The sequence below is a fragment of the Rhizobium fabae genome (assembly GCF_003985135.1).
GTDB lineage: Bacteria > Pseudomonadota > Alphaproteobacteria > Rhizobiales > Rhizobiaceae > Rhizobium > Rhizobium pisi.
Genome location: NZ_ML133656.1, coordinates 1 through 18,398 on the forward strand (window position 1 = coordinate 1; position 18,398 = coordinate 18,398).

Here is an 18,398-nt window from a genome sequence, read left to right on the forward strand (position 1 = left end):
CACGTATTACTCGAACTTGGGCGCAGGCCAGGAGATGATGCGGGTTACTCTCGGGAAGAGCCGGGTGCGGGAAATCCGCCCGCCCGGATCTGTGAGGGCGAAGCCGAATGGCATAGCTACTCGACCATGATCTTGCCCCAGCTTCCCCATTCCGTGCAACCTCCCTGTTCGCAATAATGGCACGGCGCCGGCATTGCGCAGCCGCAGTGACCGCGCGGCGTAGCATGATCTAAAGATCCGCTCGCGAGATATCAGCGATCCGGTCGGTGGCGTCTTCGAGGAGGGTGGCGGTGCCGGACTTGGTCGTTTGCACTCCTGGAGTCCCTGGATGGCTAAATGTCATCGTCAGTGTCACCAGTCGGATTTGACTGCATTATCGCAGCAACAAATAACTCGACTGACTCCAGGCCGGATGCTGGCGGTCGGATCACATAGAGGTGCCCCATTGTCCGCACGTCAATCCCCATAAGCAGGGCGGTTGCCTCAACCTCCTCGGGTGTTCGCTTAACCTCCTTCATTTCAATGAAGAACATGCCTGCAATAGAAAACATCCCGAGCCCTCCATGTGATGGTGAGCGGACGAACTGCGCCGCGTCGGTCCCCGGGCCAACGGCAACTGCCGACGTAGCATTACGTCATGGCGATATTCGAATGTCGAGGGGAGGGCATCCTCTACAAAGGAGGGTGAGTCATGCACCTTTCTGTTGACTCGCAGCGCCAGAGATTAAAATAATTCTCTGGTTCAATGGGTCCACGCCGAAACACATCTGAAACGCTTCTCAATCAATTTCCAGCGGAGTTTCTGGCCGTTATTCTGACGGTTTGGAGAAGCCGCGGTAGAAGCGTGTCGGCTGCAGCAGCGAACTGACGATGTTGGCCACGATCGGCCCATCCGCCTCGCTCTTCGCCTTCGCTTCCTTCCACTCCCGATCGGCGATGAACTCGGACCATTTCTGCTCGCGCTCCGCCAGCGACCGCCATTCGAGCAGGTAGGTCAGATCGTTGCTGGAAGAACCGATCATCGTCGTCCAGAAGCCGAGTGAGCGGATGCCGAGACGTTCCCAGATCGCCAGCGTCGCGGTCTCGAAACGCTGTTGCAGTGCCGGCAGCCTCTCCGGCAGACATGTATAGATGCGCAATTCGTGGATCATCGGATGCTCCTTATGCTGAATGCCTTTGGAGCGTCCTCAATCCGCTCTCGGAAATGAGGGGCAGCTTATAAAATTCCATAAGGTAATCAATAGTCCCGCGAGGCCCCTCAAACCAAAGCATTTTCATTGAATTTACAGCATAATTTCAGACTCTGGCATTCCTGCAGGGGTGACCAGCCCGAAGCGATATGTGGATCAAGCCGCCCCATCCACTTCGCCGTCTTCATTCACGGCGTGCACAGACAGATAGGTGTTCTTCTCCACCACAGCTGTGGCTGGCGTATGAGTTAGTGGTGCATACCTATCCGATACCAGACGGCTAAGCCATTTCGTACGACTGCAATACCCCTGTTCCCTATGAGGGCGGTTGGCTCAAAGCGCCGCGACCTCGCAAGCCACAGTTCATCTCCTGGCAGCATTCGCGCGAGGAGAGTCTTCAGTTCCTCCTCAGGGGCCGGCATGCGGTCCCGAAATTCGGCGGGCAGCGTTTCAATGCCACCCGTGAGGGCAATGAGCCACTCGCGATATCTTTGCGGGGTGGTTCGCTCTAATAGTACAACTTCATCTCCAGCAACTGGGCGGTCAAGCTCGACTGGCATTCTTCTTCCCGACGTTAATGAACTGTGCGGCCAATCTCTATATTCAGAAGCGATAGCACGCGTGCCGCGCGGAATCATCTCCCTTGCGAAGTCCCCGACCCGCGCCGCCAGGAGCGGCATCAATCCGAAGTCTGACTACTCTTCGTATTCCAGCTCGGAGATTTCATCTGTCAAGGCGACTACGTGCTCGCTGAGAACCTCAGCAACATTGTCGAGAAGCTGAGCCAATTCGGGGTCGCTCCCAAAAAGCTGTGCCTGCTTGGCTTTCAACTTCCCGATATAGAAATTGTGGATATGCAGCGAACCGGTCATCTGCGCGAGGCTTGGCATGCTGATTCTCCATCTAAAAGTTTAGGTGGTTGCCAAAGCATAGCGCGGGGCAGGCCGTTCCATCAACGCAGCTCGATTCGCTGCAACTCCACTATCTACTTGGAAAAGTGGTCGCGTAAAATTTGAGAAATGCCCGAAAAAGCAAGGCAAGTATTCCAATTAACACGAGCGCTCCAAAGGAAATCCCTAAGTACAACCCTGCAAACACATGGTCTTTTCTCCCTAGCGCCCACTCATAAGCAAAGCACTTCCCAATAGTGCAGCGACCAGAGCCGGGAACTATCCAGAGGAATACAACATTAAATATAATGTACCCAGACACTAAAATAACAAAAATCTTTAGAGGCCCCGGATATTTTTCGCTGGACGTTTCAAGGTTTGCAACCGGTGTCAGGCGAAAGCCACTGGCATGCATCACAATAAACCAGCATAGGCTTGAGATTATCTGACTGCCTATTAGAAGAATAGTAATGTTCTGATTTAAAAGAATTAACTGACACCCGGTTGCAGTCAGGCCGCTCGGAAGAAGTAATGCACCTAAAAATGCTTCGCCGCTAGTCCACGTTTTCTGGGCTATAGCTATACCGCAAGCATAGGCAGCCCAAACTGTTACTACGATTGGAATTGCGCCAATGACCCACGGCAAAGTCAAAAAAGACATGTATTCCCCAAGGCTTTGCCGGCCCATTTTCAAACGGGACTTGCAGCTTTCGCCTTCAGCTACCCGTGCTAGGATCACGCACCGATGTCAATGAGGTTCCCGATTGCCACTTTTGGGCGGGTCTAATACCGGGCCTGGACGCATGACGGGAAGCTGCGTCACGCGTTCCATAAGGGACTGCGGGAAGAGGACGACCACGCGGCGGTGTTCGAAATCACCCAGAATCGTCTTGACTTTGATTGGAACGACCCGCGAAGTGATTCGTTGAATCGCGTGATCGGGGATACGTCTTGAGTAAGCGAACTTTCAAGCCAGTCAAGATTACGATCAAAGGGAAGACCAAAACGGTCTACACCGTGCTGCAGGCCGGCAATGCACTGCTCAATGATTGGCCCGAACAAACGCCAGCGGCCAGGGCGGCAGAACTCCTCGTCCTCGACGCTTTCAATGACATCTCTGACGCGGAACATGTTCGCCGCGCATTCATTGCCGCAGCTAAAGCGAGCGACATCAAATTCAGTTCGTGATGCCGGCTCCCACGCCGTCCCATCAACCTCGCTATGTTCCTCGAGTTCCTGCACCGGCAGATAGGTGTTCGTCTCCATAAGACCCCACAGCTGCGGCTGGGGCATGAGTTAGTGGTGAAAATGGCAACTGCGCGACGGTATATTTCGGCCGCGACCACCTGTGTTCGGATCTTGAATTTTGAGCCTGGTTTCGCCAATTGATTGGCGCAAGTTGCATTCCTTTGGAGAATCCGAGCACATGACGACAACTGTCGAACAGACCGCTGAAAGCCACGTCTTTGAGGCCGATGTTGCCCGCCTTTTGCACATGATGGTCCACTCCGTCTACTCGGACAAGGGCGTTTTCCTCCGCGAATTGATCTCGAATGGCGCCGATGCCTGCGAGAAGCTGCGCTATGAGGCGATCGAGACGCCGTCGCTGCTGGCGGCCGATCCCGAGAGCCGCATCACGCTGCGGCTTGACGAAGAGCGCCGGCAGCTTGTCGTGGAGGACAACGGCATCGGGATGCGGCGTGACGAGATGATTGAGGCGCTCGGTACGATCGCGAGGTCGGGGACGCGGGCGTTCATGGAGCGGATTGCAGAGAACAAGGCCGCTGAAGGCGCACAATTGATCGGGCAATTCGGCGTTGGCTTCTATTCCTGCTTTATGGTCGCCGAACATGTCGATGTGATTTCCCGTCGCGCCGGCTCAGAGGAAGCCTGGAAATGGTCCTCGGACGGGAAGGGAAGCTATAGCGTCGAGGCGGCAAACCTCGTCGAAGCGCCACCCCGCGGTACGCGCATCGTCCTGCATCTGATGGAAGATGCCAAGACATACACCTCAAGGTGGACCGTCGAACGAATCGTCAAAGAACAATCCGGTCACGTCCCGGTCGCGATCCGTATTGTCGACAAACCCGATGGCGAGCCGGTCCAGATTACGGACGGGACTGCGCTGTGGACCAAATCGAAGAGCGAAGTCAGCAAGGAAGACTATACCGACTTCTACCGCGGCCTATCTGGGCAATACGACGAACCGGCCCTGACTGTGCACTTTCGTGCCGAGGGGCGGCACGAATACACAGCCCTGGCGTTTGTACCGGGAACGCAGCCGTTCGACATGTTTGATCCGGAACGCAAAGGAAGGATGAAGCTTTACGTCAAGCGGGTCTTCATCACCGACGATGCGGAACTGATGCCCAGATATCTGCGCTTCGTCCGAGGGCTGATCGACACGGCTGATCTGCCGCTCAACGTTTCTCGCGAGATGATCCAGGAGAGTCCCATCCTGGCGGCAATCCGCAAGGGTGTCACCAACAGGGTTATCACAGCGGTCGAGAAACTGGCTGACGGCGAGCCGGAGACCTATCTCAAGTTCTGGGAGAATTTCGGGCCCGTCTTGAAAGAGGGCATTTACGAGGATTACGAGCGGCGTGCACAATTGATGGCGCTTGCACGATTTCACACGTCGGCATCGCCGGAAGGGCACCGTTCACTTGCCGAATACGTCAAAGACGCCAAGGAAGGCCAGGATGCCATCTACTATCTTGCGGGTGGCAGCCTGGACCAACTGAAGGCGTCGCCCCAGCTCGAAGGTTTCCGGGCGCGTGGCATCGAAGTGCTGCTGCTAACCGACTCGGTCGACAGCTTCTGGGTGGTGAACGCGCCGGAATTCGAAGGAAAGGCGTTCAAATCGATCACGCAGGGAACTGCGGATCTGGCGCAATTTCCAAGGCTCGACAATCAAACGCCGCCCGAACAGGACAGCGCCGGTTTGGCGACATTTATTGGCTTCGCAAGAGAAAAACTGGCCGGTCAAGTCGCCGATGTTCGGGCATCCGACCGCTTGACGGAGAGCGCGGTCTGCCTGGTTGCGCCGGAGGACGGCTATGACAGGCAGATGGAAAAGATCCTGCAAAACGCAGGTCGTCTCCAGGGAGCCACCAAACCGATCCTCGAAATCAACCTGGCACATCCCGTGATTAAAGCCATTGCGGCCGTCGAGGACGATGCGTCTTATCAAGAGGACGCAACGTTCCTGTTGCTCGACCAAGCGCGTATTCTCGACGGCGAACGGCCACAAGATCCCCGAAAATTCGCGCAACGGCTGGCGAGGGTTTTCGAGAGGTCAGTTCGGTCGTAGGGTTAGCCTGTTCACGCTTTGCTTACCGACATGGCGATCGTGCGGGGTCAGCTCAAACCCGCTCGGCGCCATGTCAGAAGCCGAGCCTTCCCGGCCCCATGGCCAAGGGTTACATCAGCTTGCTGTCGCGGCCCTCGCGGCCGGGACAATGCCCATCGTCACCGGCTGGCTGGGGTTCCATGGCTGCGAGGAGTTCCGTCAATGCTCCAAAGTGCTCCCGCGCCGTCCTCAGTACATCAGCGCCGGCAATAGGAAGATCGATGACGGCTTCGAGCGCACGAACGACACGGCGGGCAGCTCGGCGGATTTCATGAGAAGACATATCGGATTTCAGGATCTCCGTCGCCAGGATGAATTTGGCGCGGTAGCTCGTCGCGTTCCGGGAGGAGAGCTGCCATTGGCGGTAAATCTGTTCCATGGCGTCTTAACGCGTCAGCTGCCGAAAACGTCGCCCATCATCTGCAAACACAGTGAATCGCATTTTAACTAAAACTTAAGCGTAAGTTAGCTGAGTCTTATTAAACCGTTGCGCTTGGGCCGGCGCTCGCATTTTTTCAGTGCCTGCCAATAGCCAGAGAGGGAGACGGCCGCCGCGGCACGCCTCGATGAGAATCCCGTCACACAGGAAGTCGGGAGGTGCCGTATCCGCCGGACTGCCCCGATATAGGCGCCAGTTCGCCAGCCTACGGCGTCTGGGCGCCGGTTGCTGCGACGTAGACCGAATAAAGTGAGCGGGTGGCGGCGATGAAGAGGCGGTTGCGTTTCGGCCCGCCGAAGGCGAGGTTTGCAACGGTGTTCGGTTCAAGCGGCTGCATCGTGGTGTGGTACCGACCGACGAAGGCAGTAGCTTTACAATGGCGTCACCCGCGCATTCCTGGAGATCGGCAATGCGGCGAAACGTGTCTCGCGGCGCGGCAGGCGAGACATTCTGGCCATCCAATCCTACTCGACATTCTCGCAACGCTGGCTCCTCCCGCGCCTGACGCAATTTCACGATGCTTTTCCTCGGATGGAGGTGCGTCTGTGTTCTTCGATCGCTCAGGTTTTTCTGTAAGTCATGCTTCCCTGCCGAGAAATGCCCGAACGAGGTCTGGACCGAGGAGAAAGCGGGTTGCGATGCGGAGCCATTCCGGCTGCCGCTATTGAGCGCGTTGTAACGTTTGCGCAAAGACGTTACAACGGAGGCTACTCCGGCTCGATCTGTCTCCGGACGGCCCCTACGACATCCCACCTTGTTCCCTATCTCCTCGCTGGTTATACTGTTTTTGAAAAACAGTATAACACCGGAGTCGAGCCGATGAAATCCATCGACCTCATGTACCAGACGATGCTCGCCGAGCTGGGCCAACGCTCGCTCGACGCCGCTTGGACGGCCGACTTTCCTCCGGAAGGCCGGTTCACCCCGGCGAACGTAAAGGGCCGGAAGTACTGGTACTTTGACATCCCAGATGGACATGGGGGTACGACACGTCGCTACGTCGGCCCTGCGGACGATCCGGCTATCGCGCAGCGCGTCGCCGACCACAAGCGCGACAAGGATGACATCCGCGCCCGGAGGAGGATGGTCAACAGTCTCACCCGCGAGGGCGGGATGATCGCACCCGATGCCATGTCCGGAGACATCGTCGAGGCATTGGCGACCGCTGGCCTTTTCCGGCTCCGGGGTGTCCTCATCGGCACGGTAGCGTTCCAGTGCTATTCCGGGCTGCTTGGCGTTCGCCTGCCCATGGCTGCGATCCTGACCGGCGATGCAGATATTGCCCAGGACTACGCCATCAGCCGCGAAGTCGAAGACAGCCTGCCTCCCATCGTCGATCTCCTACAGGGAGTCGACCCTTCCTTCCGCCCGGTTCCTCATCGATCGGGAGCAGCGGCCTCGTCGGCATTTCAGAACGCCGACGGCTATCGGGTGGAGTTCCTGACGTCGAATCGCGGATCGGACGACGACATCGACCAGCCCGCGAAGATGCCCGCTCTCGGCGGTGCCAGCGCCGATCCGCTGCGCTTCCTCGACTTCCTTATCAGGGAGCCGGTTCGAACCATGCTGCTCCATCGCAGCGGTGTCCCGGTCGTTGTCCCTGATCCGTCCCGATACGCGATCCACAAACTCATAGTCGCCAGCCGCCGGCACACCGACGGGCAGGGGCCAGCGAAGCGTGAGAAAGACGTCCGCCAAGCTGCGCTGCTCTTCGAAGCACTGCAGCAGACCCGGCGAACATCCGACCTGGCATTCGCCTACAACGAGGCGTGGGAACGCGGTCCTGCATGGCGAGAAGGCATTAGGGCAGGGGCAGGGATGATGTCGCCCGAGGATATTGGGCGGTTTTCCGCCGCGCTCGTCGAAGGCGCGAAGAGGAACCGAGAAGAGATCGAACTTCCATTCGGGGACTAGGGTAGGGACTGTCTTCGGACATGCCTGCAGACGAAGAAGCGGATGCCTTCCATAGGCCGCGGCTTGTTTCAAGAGTTTGGATAAAGTAGCATTAAAAGAGAGTGTAGCAGAGATGAATGCCTGGGATTAGACCGGCGGAAGGTGTTAGCGACGTCGCCGCACCAACGGGTGGGTTGGATACCATGAACGGTATCGATGATGGCCTTCTCGAACGAAAGATGACCGAGATCGAGAAAGCTCGATCCTGGAGCCCGCGTGTGGTTTCCAAGTTTGAGGCGTTGATCCGCAGCAGCGAGGAATTGTCGCTCTACCGGGTCAACCCGCTCGCCTTTGCCCGTGACCGCGCGATCGGCGAAGGCGAGTGCATTGACCTTTTCCTGCATGCAGCGCGTTGTGGTCTTTTCGAGATGCATTGGGACGTGCTCTGCCCGCAGTCCGGGATGGTGTTGGACAGTTTCGGTTCGCTGCGCACGCTAAAAACGCATTATGTTTGCGGCCTCTGCGACGTATCGGGCGAAACCGATCTCGACGATTTTATTGAGGTGACGTTTTCCGCCTCGCCCAACCTCCGCCGTCTTTCGTTTCACGATCCGGGCTCTCTGTCGGTTGAGGACTTTCATTGGAAGCTGCGGTTTGCCGGCGATGGCAAACTGCCAGGCCAGTCGGTGCGGTTTGTCGATATGCTGCGCGGCTTTGTACGCGGCCTCTCCTATTTGCCAACCGGCGCGACGGTCAGACTGCCGGTCGAGTTAGGGCCTGGCGTTTTGGCCGGGGTCAACGTTCAGACGCAGGCTGCCTTCATGGTCGGGATCGCCGGTGAGCCGGGGCCGGAACCCGCGGTGTTGCGGATTCGATATGACGGACATCGCTTCGCCCCCGACCAAGCCATCGTGTCGCCTGGCCGCTGTGTTGTGGAAGTCGACAATAGCGGAGCCGTTCGCGGCTCGCTGATGCTGATCAACTGGCCGCCCGAGATCGTGGCGCTGCCGAGCAAACCAGCGCTGGAATTCGAGCCATATATTTCCGGTGGAATGTTGATCGCGCGGCAAACTTTCCGGCGACTGTTCCGCTCGGAGCGTGTCGATGAACGCGAGGGGCTTGGCATCCGTCAGGTCACATTCTTGTTCACTGACCTAAAGGGTTCCACCGCACTCTACGAAAAACTTGGCGATCTCAACGCCTATGCCTTGGTCAGAGAGCATTTCGCCTTGCTGGAATTGACGGCGCAGCAACATGGTGGCGCCGTCGTCAAGACGATCGGTGACGCTGTAATGGCGGCGTTCTCCCGGCCGGCGGATGCGGTTGAGGCGGCGCTCAGGATCCTGGACGAAATCGAGCGCTTCAATAGCGAGCATGGCGAGCCAGGTATCATCCTGAAGATTGGTGCCCATTGCGGCGCTTCGATCGCCGTTACGCTGAACGAAAATCTTGATTATTTTGGCCAGACGGTGAATGTCGCGGCACGCGTGCAGTCTCTGGCCGATGCCGGGGAAATTTGCATCTCTGAGGCGCTCTATATGGCACCAGGAGTCCGGCAGCTTTTGTCGGGACAGACAATCATGGAGTTCGAAGCTCCGCTCCGGGGCGTCGAAGGCAACGCGTCTGTCTATCGGATCGCTCGTGGCTGATAGAGTATCGGATCACGCCGCTCGCCCCCTATGTGACTAAGACACGATCTTGAGCGATACGCTTCTGATTTCCGCGGCTTGTTAGGAGGCAGCATGAATGCGCTGGCGGGCGGCGGGTCGTTCGTATCCCTGCCTGCGCTGATATCGGTCGGAGTGCCGTCGGTTGCCGCGGGCCGGCGGTTCGATCCCCTTCAAGGCGAGCATTTCCCTGCCGATCAGCTACAACTCGGAGAGTCCTTCACGGCTATTCCGTGGATCCGGCAGCAAGCTGCCGATCGTCTTCACAGTGCTTCAACACCCCGGCGTGTTGGTTTGTTTCTATCCCAGCACTATGCGCTCGCCACCGGCTGCGGATTGTTTGACGGCCAAAATGACCTTCAATGTGTTCAGCCCTTCGCGCCCGCTGACCAACGGCGCTTCTTCATCACGGATCACCTTGCAGAACTGCCGGATCTGTAGCACCAGCGGGTCTTCGTCCTGAACGGCGACGCGACGCTTTTCGAACGGCTCCCACCAGCTGCGTTTTATGCCGTTCTTCCATACGTCGAGCGACGGGATCGTCAGGGATCCGTGCGTCCCGCCAATCAAGTAGCATGCCTCTTCCGTTTTCGGGTAAGCTTGGTTTTCGCCCGCCGTCATCTCCCAGCTCCAGGGAGCGACGACGGAGTCCGAAACGGACGCTGTGGCAAGAAGACCGCTTGCGAATTCCATCAAGATCACCGAGGTCTCCTCGACGACATTGCCGCGAACGGCGCTGGATTCGCGTGCCTGGACGGCGACGATGTCGCCGAAAAGGTAGCGCAGATTGTCGACGTCGTGGATCAGGTTGAGGAAGACTGGGCCGGCTCCAGCCTGGCGCCGCCAGTCAATATCGAAATAGTCGTCCGGCTTGAACAGCCAGAACATCGCATTGGCTACGAGAATGCGGCCAAGCTCGCCACTGTCGATGATCTCTTTGGCCTTCTGGATCATCGGATTGTGGCGGCGATGGTGGCCGACCAGAAGCGGCACGCCAGCGGCTTCCGCGGCGCCGATCAGCTTTTCACCGGCCGCGATATCGTCAGCAATCGGCTTTTCGATCAGCGCCGGCACCCCGGCGGCAACGGCTTCGAGACCGTTGGCGACGTGGACTTGGTTGGGCGTCGCGACGATGATGCCGTCGGGACGATCCGTCTCGATCATTGCCGCAAAGCTCGGGAACCATTTAGCGCCGGATTCCCGCGCGATCTGCTGCCCGAGCGGCATCGGATCGACGACGGCCAGAAGTTCCGCCTGCGGCTCGGCAAGTACGTGCTTGATGTGTCGCTTGCCGATCAGGCCGGCGCCGAGCACCGCAAGCCTTACTTTCCGTTCCATGCCGAGCCCCTTCTGCGTCACTTCTTCTCGGCCGACATGATCAGGCTTGCCACCCGGCGGATCGCTAGCTGATAGCCTTCGGTGCCAAGACCGGCGATCACGCCATCGGCGCGGTGCGAGACGAAGGAGTGATGGCGGAAGGCTTCGCGCTTGTGGACATTGGAGATATGCACCTCGATGACCGGCTGCTCGAAGGTATTCAGCGCATCGAGAATCGCAACAGAGGTGTGGGTGAAGGCGGCCGGGTTGATGACGATGCCGGCGCCGTCCTCGCGCGCTTCGTGGATCCAGTCGATGATCTCGTATTCGCGGTTGCTCTGGTGAAAGCGGATGTCGTGGCCGAGTTCAGAGGCGAGCCGGCGGCAATCGGCTTCGACATCGGCGAGCGTCTCGTGGCCGTAGATATGTGGCTGGCGCTTGCCGAGCAGATTGAGGTTGGGGCCATTGAGGACGTAGATCAGGCTCATTCTTCTTCCTTTCGAATTGCCGGAATGGTCACGGCAGCGTTGTCTCGTGGATCGCAAAATCGGGATCCGACTGGATGAGGTCGGCACGCAGGGCGCAGCGTCCCTCGTCAAGTGCCGGACGTGCGACGCCTTCGGCTGCGTCATAGACCGTCTGCAATATTGCCCGTTTTTCGTCCGGCGTACGTCCGGGCGCGATCCGCAAGATGATCTGTACGAACTGATTGGCAGGATGCTCGTCGGCGACCAGCGAATGCGTGGCCTCGCGCGCAAAAGTGCGCACGGCATTCGGCTTGACGGCGCCGCTGTCTCGCACGCTGCGATGAACGGCCTTTACCAGCCCCGGTATGTCGATGCGACTTCCGGCTCCCTCGCTGTATTCGATGACGATATGGGGCATCGCTTTCTTCCTTCGCCAGCCTGGATCAGGAGACTTTGCACAGTTCGGTAAAATGGGCGCTCATGCGTTCGGCGTCGGGTTCGATACCGCTGAAGAGCTTGAACGCGGCCGCCGCCTGAAACACCGTCATCCCGCCACCCGGCAAGGTGCGGCAGCCAAGACGGGTTGCAAGCGCCAGAAGCTCGGTCTTGAGCGGCATGTAGACGATGTCGGCGACCCAATGGCGGGGTTCAAGCCAACTCTCTTCGATCGGCAGACCCGGATGGTTTTTCATGCCCGTCGGCGTCGCATGGATGAGGCCGGCGGCGCTCCGCATCGCCTTGCCGACATCAGTGATCGCAAAAGCCCGTTCAGCGGAAAACCGGCTGTTCAGATCCTCCGCCAGACGGTCCGCACGGGAAACGTCCTGATCGAAAATCGCAAGACGCTCGATGCCGAGTTTCATTGTGGCATGTGCGACCGCGACACCGGCTCCGCCGGCACCCAAAAGGACAGCCCGATGCCGCGGGACGTCAGGAAGTCCGCGCCGAAAGTTTTCGTAGAAACCGTACCAGTCCGTGTTGTGACCGGTCCGTCTTCCATCCTTAAACACGACCGTGTTGACGGCGCCCAGCATGCGGGCGTCCTCGGACAGATCCGTCAGATGCGGAATCACCGTCTGCTTGCAGGGATGGGTGATGTTGCTGCCGGCAAAGCCACGCGCTTCCTCCTCTGCCAGAAGATCGGGTAGGGCTGTGGCCGGAAGGCCGCGCTCCGCAAGGTCGAGGAGTTCATAGCGATAGTCGAGCCCCTGGAGCGCGCCTTCGCGCTCATGCAGGGCCGGGGACTTCGACATCTGGATATCGGCGCCGATCAGTCCCACCAACACAGCGCGCTTCGTCGTTTCGCTTGAAACTGTCATGTGCTTCGCCTCAGTGATGAGCCAATATTTCGCCGAGGAAGGCCTGGGTGCGCGGATGCGACGGATTGCGGAAGAAAGTTTCCGGCGGTGCCTCTTCTATGATCTCGCCGGAGGACATGAAGATCACGCGGTCGGCCACCTGCCGGGCAAAGCCCATTTCATGGGTGACGCAGATCATCGTCATGCCGTCCCTGGCCAGACCGATCATCGTGTCGAGGACTTCCTTGACCATCTCAGGATCGAGCGCACTGGTCGGCTCGTCGAACAGCATGGCCTTCGGCTCCATGCAGAGCGCCCGTGCAATCGCAACGCGCTGCTGCTGTCCGCCGGAAAGTTGGGCGGGGTACTTGTCGGCTTGATCGAGAATACGGACGCGTTCGAGATATTTGCGGGCGATTTTCTCGGCATCCGCCTTGCTTGTCCCGCGCACCCGCATCGGCGCGAGCGTGCAGTTTTCAAGGATGGTCATATGTGGAAAGAGGTTGAAGCTCTGGAACACCATGCCGACCTCGCGCCGAACTGCGTCGATCGACTTGCCGCTGTCATCCAGCTTTTTCCCCTCGACCATGATCGTGCCTTTCTCGATTTTCTCGAGCGCATTGATGCAACGGATCAGCGTGGACTTGCCGGATCCGGACGGTCCGCAAAGGACGATCTTCTCGCCTTTGCGGACGGTCAAGTTGATGTTCTTCAGCGCATGGAATGCGCCGTACCATTTATCCACTGCTTCCATGGAGAGAAGCGGGCTTTGAGTGTCAGCGGCGTGCGGCACGGCGATCTCCTGCGTAGAACATGTATCAGTTGATGGTGAAGGGGATGTTTGGGATGGATTCGGGGAACTTCGGAACCTCCACCTTCATCCACTTGGCATAGACTTTGGCGTGCTCGCCGTTCGCCATGATCTTGTCGAGGAAGGCGTTGACGGTCTCATTCCAGTCCTTCTCGCCGAGTCGTGTTCCGACGCCATTGAATGTCGTGAGGAAATCGATCTTGCGTTCATAGGTACCGGCGCTGGCTGCTTCCAGACGGTCGAGGTAGAACTGATTGCCGCCGACCGCCTGCACCTGTCCGGAAAGCAGCGCCTGGATGGAGGCGGCATCATCGTCGAAGCGCCGGACGGTCGCCGTGTCGCCGACAGCTGCGGTCACCGCCTTATCCTGCGAGCTTGACTTTGGAACGCCGATCTCCAGGCCTGCGAGATCGCCGATTTCGGCCATCTTCTTGTCCTTCGGTCCGTAAAGCGAAATTGTGTTACCAGCGTACGGCTTGCTATATTGGATCGACTTGGCTCGTTCCTCCGTCATCGCCATGGTGGCAAACAGGATATCGACCTTGCCGGTGACAAGTGCCGGAATGCGATTGGCGACCGCAAGCGGGACAAATTCGACCTCGACGCCCAGATCCTTGGCGAAAAGCTTGGCGATGTCGGCATCGAAGCCGTCCTGAACGCCGCTCGAATTGACGAAGCCCCAGGGTGCGTTGTCGCCTTGAATGCCGACGACGATCTTGCCCTTGGCCTTGACCTCCTCGACCGTTGCAGCCTGTGCAGACATCGGCGACAGCCACGGGGCCATCACCAGGGCTGCGGCTGCGAACAGAATTCCACGGCGCTTCAGGCCGGTCTTAAAGCTGCTGATCATTACCTTCTCCTCCTTGGTTGATAGAGCTTGTGCATTCGTTGGAATGCCAACTTACCGGGCGGCCTTCGCCATCCGATTTTCGAGCCGGGCTCCGTAGAGAGACAGGGGCCAGCAAATGATGAAGTAGATTGCGCCGACGATGCCGAAGATCAGCAATGGTCGGTAGGTCTGGTTCGAGACGATTTGTCCGGCTCGGGCGAGTTCGATGAAGCCGACGATAGCGGCAAGCGATGTACCCTTGATGAGTTGGACGAGGAAACCGACTGTTGCCGGCAGCGAGACCTTGAGGGCCTGCGGGAGCACCACGTCCTTCATCCGCGAGATGTAATGGAGACCCAGCGCATTGGCGGCTTCTGTTTGGCCCCTCGGGATCGCCTGGATACCGCCGCGCCAGATCTCGCCGAGAAACGCGCTGGCGTGCAGCGTGAAGGCGATTGCGACAGCCATCCAGGCCTCGATGCTAACGCCGAGAAGCGCGATGCCGTAGTAGACGACGAACAGCTGCATCAGTAGCGGCGTACCCTGGAAGACGGAGATATAACCCGCCGCTGTCTTGCGGAGCGCGGATCGTCCAGACGTCCGGGCGAGCGCGATGACGAGACCGAATATGCCGCCGCCAATGAAGCCGATCGCAGATAGAAGCAGCGTCCACTTCAGCCCTTGCAGCAGGAAAAGCATTTCGTTTTGGCCGAAAACACCCATTATCCTGCTCCTCACCGCACCGGATAGCTGAAGAAATGACGGGAGATCAGCGCAAATAGCCCCATCATCATCCAGGAGATGCCGAGATACATGAGCGTGATGGTGAAATAGACCTCGAAGCTGCGGAACGTGTCGGATTCGATGATCTGGGCAACGGAGGTCAGCTCATAGGCTGCGATAGACGTGCAGACCGATGTCGTCAGCGTCAGCATGATGAACTGGCTGGTCAGCGAGGGATAGATCGCCCTTAGCGCCGGCTTCAGGACGATCAGGCGAAACACCTGCGCCTTATGCAGGCCGAGCGCGAGCCCGGCCTCGACCTGCCCCTTGTGGATGCTGTCGACACCGCCGCGAATGATCTCGATCGCATAGGCGCCGCCATTGATGGCCAGCGCGACGATCGCCGTGGCAGTGGGGTTGAGGCGAATGCCCATCATTGGCAGCGCAAAGAAGATGAAGAAGATCTGCACCAGGAACGGTGTATTGCGGACCACTTCGACGAAAGCGATGACAGCCGCGCGCAAGGGACGGATATTCGATGTCCGGGCCGCGACCCCGATAACGCCGATCACCAGCGCCAGCGACATGCCGGCCAAAGCCAGACCGATCGTCGCCAGAGCCGCCATCAGTAGATCGGGCATCTTTTCGAAGACAACACTGAAATCCAGCACGTAGTTCATGACAACATCTCTTTCCCGCCGACGGGCACCTCTGCCTGTCTTCGTGTGTGGTATCCGTTTTGCGCTGTGCTTCTGGTTAGCCGGTCAACGCTCGGGCGGCATCATGAAGGTGACGCAAATGCTCCTCCGGCGCCTGCCCGGAGCGGATCGGCACCTCCACCGAGACCGCAGCGCCTGTCGGCAACACCCTCATCAGGCTCGCAACGGGAAGCTCACCCAGTCCCGGCGCAAAACGCCCCGTTCTGGCCTCGCTGACCATTTGATCCGCCGTTCTCGGTGCGGGTCCGCAGGCGTCGCAGAGCTGAATGCTCCTGATCATGCCGTGAGGCGCAGCAGAAATATCCTTGGCTTGGCCACCATTGCGGAAGAAATGCAGAGCATCTACGAGCGCGCCGGCATTGCCCCGTTTCGATTCCTGCACGATCGACAGGCTATCATCAAAGCTGACGACGGTGCGCCAGCCCATGTTCTCAAGATCAACCCCCATACCGAAGGAGGCCGCGAGGTCGCAAAGTGCCGCGAAATTGGCGACAAGGCGCCCCCGATCCGGGTCGTCGCCGCAAACGCTGAGACGGCGCGCTCCGAGCGCGCTGGCGCCTGCAAGCATTGACGTCAGCGCGCTGGGATCGAAGTCCGGCCCGATGACGACGAATTCGATGTCGTAGAGCGAAATACCTTCGCCATCGAGGCGGGCTTTTACGTCGCGAGCTGCGTCGCTTCCCAAGGGCAGCTCATAATAAGGAGCGCCGGGAAAGGCCGGATGAAGTCGCAGGCCAACCGATGAAAAGCCCGCAGCAGCGGAGAGCGACACGAATTTCGCGGGCTCGACGTCGATCGCGGAAAAATGCGCGACCCCCAGCGGCGATGCGGAAGCATTGGGTGATATGGTTTCCTGCCGGATCTCCATTTCAGGCAATTCCCTTTTCAGCGAGATGCCGTCGCAGATTTGTGCCAGTACGATGGATGTGCTCGCGCAGCCGGTCGCAGGCATATTCCATATCCCGCGCCACTGTTCCTTGGGCGATTTCGCTGTGCTCAACGCTGACATTGCGGTCGCCGGATGTGCGAGTGAGAAATGTGCGCCGATAGCGGTCATTCAGATTCAGCATGGTTTTGCAGAAACTGAGAAGCAACGGTTTGCGGCAGCCCGAAATCAGGGTGAGATGAAATTCCCGGTGAACGGCCTCCCACTGTTCAAGCGTTTCGGGTTTTGCCGCATCCCGTTCCGTGCGGTTCAGGCGGTGCAACGCACGCATGACATTGCCTTCCCATTCAACATCACCGACGCGCATGGATTCCCGCAGCGCATAGGTTTCGAACTCCTCGCGCAGGCTGGTGATCTCCTCGAGGTTCGACAGCGAAACAGGCGACACGCGGTAGCCGCGATTGTCTTCGAATTCGACAAGTCCATCCGAAATGAGACGCGCCAATGCCTCTCGCAAAGGGCTGAGGCTGACGTTAAAGCTCTGTTTTGCCCGATCAAGATTGATCTTGCTGCCAGCCTCGAGCTGGCCGGAAATAATCGCTTCACGCAGACGCGAAACAAGCTGGCTGGCGATGGTGTTTTTGCCGTCATCTAGAAAGGATGACGTTGCCGCCTCCGCGCCGCTTTCCAAAATGAGGCTGCCAGGTCCTGATTGCAATTGACACCCTCCCAGATGGTTCCACGACCTTTTCAGATCGCGGGTTTCATTATCGACGATCCGTATAATAAACGATTATTGCTGTCAACAGTTTGATGAGCGTTGGCGGTCAATCTTCGGACTGCGCCCGAAAACATTTAAATTTTATCGAATAATATCAAAGATATATTGCCGTATTTTGAGCGCTGTGCGCTCATTCCCTTGAAATATCCTACATTTGCATGGAGGTTTGGCTTGACAAATAATCGATGATTTTTCAAAACAGGCACGCCCATAGGGAGGTGTGTGATGGTGATAAAGACGCACGAGGATGTGACGGCGGCTGTTTTGACGGTGATGGCGCAGACTGCAGATGGCCGGCTTCGCGAGATCCTGACGGCGCTGGTTAAGCATCTGCACGCTTTTGTTCGCGAAGTCCGCCTGACGGAGCCGGAGTTTCGCGATGCCACCGCGGTCCTCAACGAAATCGGCCAATTGCAGACGGACAGTCATAACGAGTTCGTCTTGATGTCGGGCTCTCTGGGCGTTTCGACGCTGGTTTGCTTGCTCAACAACGGCGACCAGGGGCAAACGGAAACGTCCCAGTCGCTGCTTGGCCCCTTCTGGCGCCTCAACTCGCCGCGCGTGGAAAATGGCGGTTCCATCGTCCGGTCGGATACGCCGGGTTCTCCACTTTTCGTTCAGGCGCGGGTGGTGGATGCACACGGTGAACCCATTGCGGGCGCCGAAGTGGATGTCTGGCACGCGTCGCCTGTGGGTCTCTACGAGAACCAGGATCCCGATCAGGCCGAGATGAACTTGCGAGGCAAATTCACGACGGACGCGGAGGGCCGCTTCTGGTTCAGCACGGTGAAGATGATCGGATATCCGATCCCGGTGGACGGTGTCGTCGGTCGGCTTTTGAAGGCGCAGGGGCGTCACCCCTATCGTCCGGCGCATCTGCATGCGCTGATCTTCAAGCGAGGCTACAAGACACTTATTTCGCAGGTTTTCGACCCGAGCGATCCGAATATCGATTCCGACGTGCAGTTCGGGGTGACGTCCGCGCTGACGGGCGATTTCGTACAGCACGACGAACCGCATCCGGACGATCCGAATGTGAGCGTTCCCTGGTTTTCCCTGGAGTACACATACGTGATGGAGCCTGGCGAGGCGGTCCTACCGCGCGCGCCAATCAAATAAACAAACGGGAGAACCAT

The 18,398-nt window shown here is 58.4% G+C and carries 20 protein-coding genes and 2 pseudogenes; 6 read left to right on the top strand and 16 right to left on the bottom strand.

The genetic code is table 11. From position 1 onward, the window contains the following. Nucleotides 1–332: 332 nt before the first annotated feature. From EFB14_RS23170 to EFB14_RS33010, 4 genes are all read right to left on the bottom strand, one after another. Nucleotides 333–551 carry a hypothetical protein gene (locus tag EFB14_RS23170; RefSeq protein ID WP_125850995.1) on the bottom strand — a complete coding sequence of 73 codons (219 nt, stop codon included), beginning with the start codon at nucleotides 549–551 and terminating at the stop codon, nucleotides 333–335. Between the two features lie 258 nt (nucleotides 552–809). Then, nucleotides 810–1,151 carry an NIPSNAP family protein gene (locus EFB14_RS23175; RefSeq protein WP_126829048.1) on the bottom strand — a complete coding sequence of 114 codons (342 nt, stop codon included), beginning with the start codon at nucleotides 1,149–1,151 and terminating at the stop codon, nucleotides 810–812. Between the two features lie 734 nt (nucleotides 1,152–1,885). Beyond that, nucleotides 1,886–2,080 (bottom strand): hypothetical protein, encoded by a 195-nt coding sequence (locus EFB14_RS23180; protein WP_126829049.1) that lies wholly within the window; start codon nucleotides 2,078–2,080, stop codon nucleotides 1,886–1,888. 91 nt (nucleotides 2,081–2,171) lie between these two features. Next, on the bottom strand, nucleotides 2,172–2,741 hold the full coding sequence (locus EFB14_RS33010) for a hypothetical protein (protein ID WP_164737571.1): 570 nt from the start codon (nucleotides 2,739–2,741) through the stop codon (nucleotides 2,172–2,174). 290 nt (nucleotides 2,742–3,031) lie between these two features. Between EFB14_RS33010 and EFB14_RS23190 the strand changes: the two genes are divergently transcribed. Next, on the top strand, nucleotides 3,032–3,268 hold the full coding sequence (locus EFB14_RS23190) for a DUF982 domain-containing protein (RefSeq protein ID WP_125850987.1): 237 nt from the start codon (nucleotides 3,032–3,034) through the stop codon (nucleotides 3,266–3,268). A 238-nt stretch (nucleotides 3,269–3,506) separates the two neighbouring features. Further along, nucleotides 3,507–5,393: a molecular chaperone HtpG gene (gene htpG / locus EFB14_RS23195; RefSeq protein ID WP_126829050.1), complete on the top strand. Its 1,887-nt coding sequence runs from the start codon at nucleotides 3,507–3,509 to the stop codon at nucleotides 5,391–5,393. 109 nt (nucleotides 5,394–5,502) lie between these two features. Here the strand turns inward: htpG and EFB14_RS23200 are convergent, their stop codons facing one another. Both EFB14_RS23200 and EFB14_RS23205 read right to left on the bottom strand, forming a co-directional pair. Further along, nucleotides 5,503–5,811, bottom strand: a complete 309-nt coding sequence (locus EFB14_RS23200) for a hypothetical protein (RefSeq protein WP_245438289.1) — start codon at nucleotides 5,809–5,811, stop codon at nucleotides 5,503–5,505. A 265-nt stretch (nucleotides 5,812–6,076) separates the two neighbouring features. Continuing rightward, nucleotides 6,077–6,193 (bottom strand): annotated as a pseudogene (locus tag EFB14_RS23205) (SMP-30/gluconolactonase/LRE family protein); the annotation flags it as partial. Nucleotides 6,194–6,690: 497 nt separating this feature from the next. On the opposite strand from EFB14_RS23205, the gene EFB14_RS23215 reads away from it, so the two are divergent. The 3 genes and pseudogenes from EFB14_RS23215 to EFB14_RS33530 all read left to right on the top strand — a co-directional run. Next, entirely contained in the window at nucleotides 6,691–7,785 is a 1,095-nt protein-coding gene (locus EFB14_RS23215; protein WP_126829051.1) for a nucleotidyltransferase family protein, read from the top strand. Between the two features lie 182 nt (nucleotides 7,786–7,967). After that, complete coding sequence (locus EFB14_RS23220; RefSeq protein ID WP_126829052.1) at nucleotides 7,968–9,413, top strand: adenylate/guanylate cyclase domain-containing protein; 1,446 nt, start codon at nucleotides 7,968–7,970, stop codon at nucleotides 9,411–9,413. Between the two features lie 93 nt (nucleotides 9,414–9,506). Further along, nucleotides 9,507–9,584, top strand: a pseudogene (locus EFB14_RS33530) (sulfite exporter TauE/SafE family protein); the annotation flags it as partial. A 147-nt stretch (nucleotides 9,585–9,731) separates the two neighbouring features. Here the strand turns inward: EFB14_RS33530 and EFB14_RS23230 are convergent. The 10 genes from EFB14_RS23230 to EFB14_RS23275 form a co-directional block, all read right to left on the bottom strand. After that, nucleotides 9,732–10,769 carry a Gfo/Idh/MocA family protein gene (locus EFB14_RS23230; RefSeq protein ID WP_126829053.1) on the bottom strand — a complete coding sequence of 346 codons (1,038 nt, stop codon included), beginning with the start codon at nucleotides 10,767–10,769 and terminating at the stop codon, nucleotides 9,732–9,734. A gap of 17 nt (nucleotides 10,770–10,786) precedes the next feature. After that, nucleotides 10,787–11,236, bottom strand: coding sequence for a type II 3-dehydroquinate dehydratase (gene aroQ, locus EFB14_RS23235; RefSeq protein WP_125850977.1), 450 nt, complete (start codon nucleotides 11,234–11,236; stop codon nucleotides 10,787–10,789). Between the two features lie 28 nt (nucleotides 11,237–11,264). Beyond that, nucleotides 11,265–11,633, bottom strand: coding sequence for a 5-carboxymethyl-2-hydroxymuconate Delta-isomerase (locus tag EFB14_RS23240; RefSeq protein ID WP_125850974.1), 369 nt, complete (start codon nucleotides 11,631–11,633; stop codon nucleotides 11,265–11,267). Nucleotides 11,634–11,658: 25 nt separating this feature from the next. Beyond that, entirely contained in the window at nucleotides 11,659–12,534 is an 876-nt protein-coding gene (locus tag EFB14_RS23245) for a shikimate dehydrogenase (protein WP_126829054.1), read from the bottom strand. A 10-nt stretch (nucleotides 12,535–12,544) separates the two neighbouring features. Further along, nucleotides 12,545–13,267 (bottom strand): amino acid ABC transporter ATP-binding protein, encoded by a 723-nt coding sequence (locus EFB14_RS23250; RefSeq protein ID WP_125851029.1) that lies wholly within the window; start codon nucleotides 13,265–13,267, stop codon nucleotides 12,545–12,547. 64 nt (nucleotides 13,268–13,331) lie between these two features. Continuing rightward, entirely contained in the window at nucleotides 13,332–14,174 is an 843-nt protein-coding gene (locus EFB14_RS23255) for a transporter substrate-binding domain-containing protein (protein WP_126829055.1), read from the bottom strand. Nucleotides 14,175–14,225: 51 nt separating this feature from the next. Continuing rightward, nucleotides 14,226–14,876, bottom strand: coding sequence for an amino acid ABC transporter permease (locus EFB14_RS23260; protein WP_126829056.1), 651 nt, complete (start codon nucleotides 14,874–14,876; stop codon nucleotides 14,226–14,228). 11 nt (nucleotides 14,877–14,887) lie between these two features. Continuing rightward, nucleotides 14,888–15,556: an amino acid ABC transporter permease gene (locus tag EFB14_RS23265; protein ID WP_126829057.1), complete on the bottom strand. Its 669-nt coding sequence runs from the start codon at nucleotides 15,554–15,556 to the stop codon at nucleotides 14,888–14,890. Between the two features lie 76 nt (nucleotides 15,557–15,632). Then, the gene (locus EFB14_RS23270) at nucleotides 15,633–16,463 is read right to left on the bottom strand and encodes a sugar phosphate isomerase/epimerase family protein (protein WP_126829058.1); all 831 of its coding nucleotides are present in this window, start codon (nucleotides 16,461–16,463) and stop codon (nucleotides 15,633–15,635) included. A gap of 1 nt (nucleotide 16,464) precedes the next feature. Continuing rightward, complete coding sequence (locus EFB14_RS23275) at nucleotides 16,465–17,199, bottom strand: GntR family transcriptional regulator (protein ID WP_125850343.1); 735 nt, start codon at nucleotides 17,197–17,199, stop codon at nucleotides 16,465–16,467. Nucleotides 17,200–17,487: 288 nt separating this feature from the next. Between EFB14_RS23275 and EFB14_RS23280 the strand changes: the two genes are divergently transcribed. After that, on the top strand, nucleotides 17,488–18,381 hold the full coding sequence (locus EFB14_RS23280) for a dioxygenase family protein (RefSeq protein WP_126829059.1): 894 nt from the start codon (nucleotides 17,488–17,490) through the stop codon (nucleotides 18,379–18,381). Nucleotides 18,382–18,398: the final 17 nt, after the last annotated feature.

What these genes read in the sequence shown, in the direction of transcription:
- EFB14_RS23170 (WP_125850995.1), bottom strand. Translation starts at nt 551, where the DNA reads ATGTTTTCTATTGCAGGCATGTTCTTCATTGAAATGAAGGAGGTTAAG.
- EFB14_RS23175 (WP_126829048.1), bottom strand. Translation starts at nt 1,151, where the DNA reads ATGATCCACGAATTGCGCATCTATACATGTCTGCCGGAGAGGCTGCCG.
- EFB14_RS23180 (WP_126829049.1), bottom strand. Translation starts at nt 2,080, where the DNA reads ATGCCAAGCCTCGCGCAGATGACCGGTTCGCTGCATATCCACAATTTC.
- EFB14_RS33010 (WP_164737571.1), bottom strand. Translation starts at nt 2,741, where the DNA reads ATGTCTTTTTTGACTTTGCCGTGGGTCATTGGCGCAATTCCAATCGTA.
- htpG (WP_126829050.1), top strand. Translation starts at nt 3,507, where the DNA reads ATGACGACAACTGTCGAACAGACCGCTGAAAGCCACGTCTTTGAGGCC.
- EFB14_RS23200 (WP_245438289.1), bottom strand. Translation starts at nt 5,811, where the DNA reads ATGGAACAGATTTACCGCCAATGGCAGCTCTCCTCCCGGAACGCGACG.
- EFB14_RS23215 (WP_126829051.1), top strand. Translation starts at nt 6,691, where the DNA reads ATGAAATCCATCGACCTCATGTACCAGACGATGCTCGCCGAGCTGGGC.
- EFB14_RS23220 (WP_126829052.1), top strand. Translation starts at nt 7,968, where the DNA reads ATGAACGGTATCGATGATGGCCTTCTCGAACGAAAGATGACCGAGATC.
- EFB14_RS23230 (WP_126829053.1), bottom strand. Translation starts at nt 10,769, where the DNA reads ATGGAACGGAAAGTAAGGCTTGCGGTGCTCGGCGCCGGCCTGATCGGC.
- aroQ (WP_125850977.1), bottom strand. Translation starts at nt 11,236, where the DNA reads ATGAGCCTGATCTACGTCCTCAATGGCCCCAACCTCAATCTGCTCGGC.
- EFB14_RS23240 (WP_125850974.1), bottom strand. Translation starts at nt 11,633, where the DNA reads ATGCCCCATATCGTCATCGAATACAGCGAGGGAGCCGGAAGTCGCATC.
- EFB14_RS23245 (WP_126829054.1), bottom strand. Translation starts at nt 12,534, where the DNA reads ATGACAGTTTCAAGCGAAACGACGAAGCGCGCTGTGTTGGTGGGACTG.
- EFB14_RS23250 (WP_125851029.1), bottom strand. Translation starts at nt 13,267, where the DNA reads ATGGAAGCAGTGGATAAATGGTACGGCGCATTCCATGCGCTGAAGAAC.
- EFB14_RS23255 (WP_126829055.1), bottom strand. Translation starts at nt 14,174, where the DNA reads ATGATCAGCAGCTTTAAGACCGGCCTGAAGCGCCGTGGAATTCTGTTC.
- EFB14_RS23260 (WP_126829056.1), bottom strand. Translation starts at nt 14,876, where the DNA reads ATGGGTGTTTTCGGCCAAAACGAAATGCTTTTCCTGCTGCAAGGGCTG.
- EFB14_RS23265 (WP_126829057.1), bottom strand. Translation starts at nt 15,556, where the DNA reads ATGAACTACGTGCTGGATTTCAGTGTTGTCTTCGAAAAGATGCCCGAT.
- EFB14_RS23270 (WP_126829058.1), bottom strand. Translation starts at nt 16,463, where the DNA reads ATGGAGATCCGGCAGGAAACCATATCACCCAATGCTTCCGCATCGCCG.
- EFB14_RS23280 (WP_126829059.1), top strand. Translation starts at nt 17,488, where the DNA reads ATGGTGATAAAGACGCACGAGGATGTGACGGCGGCTGTTTTGACGGTG.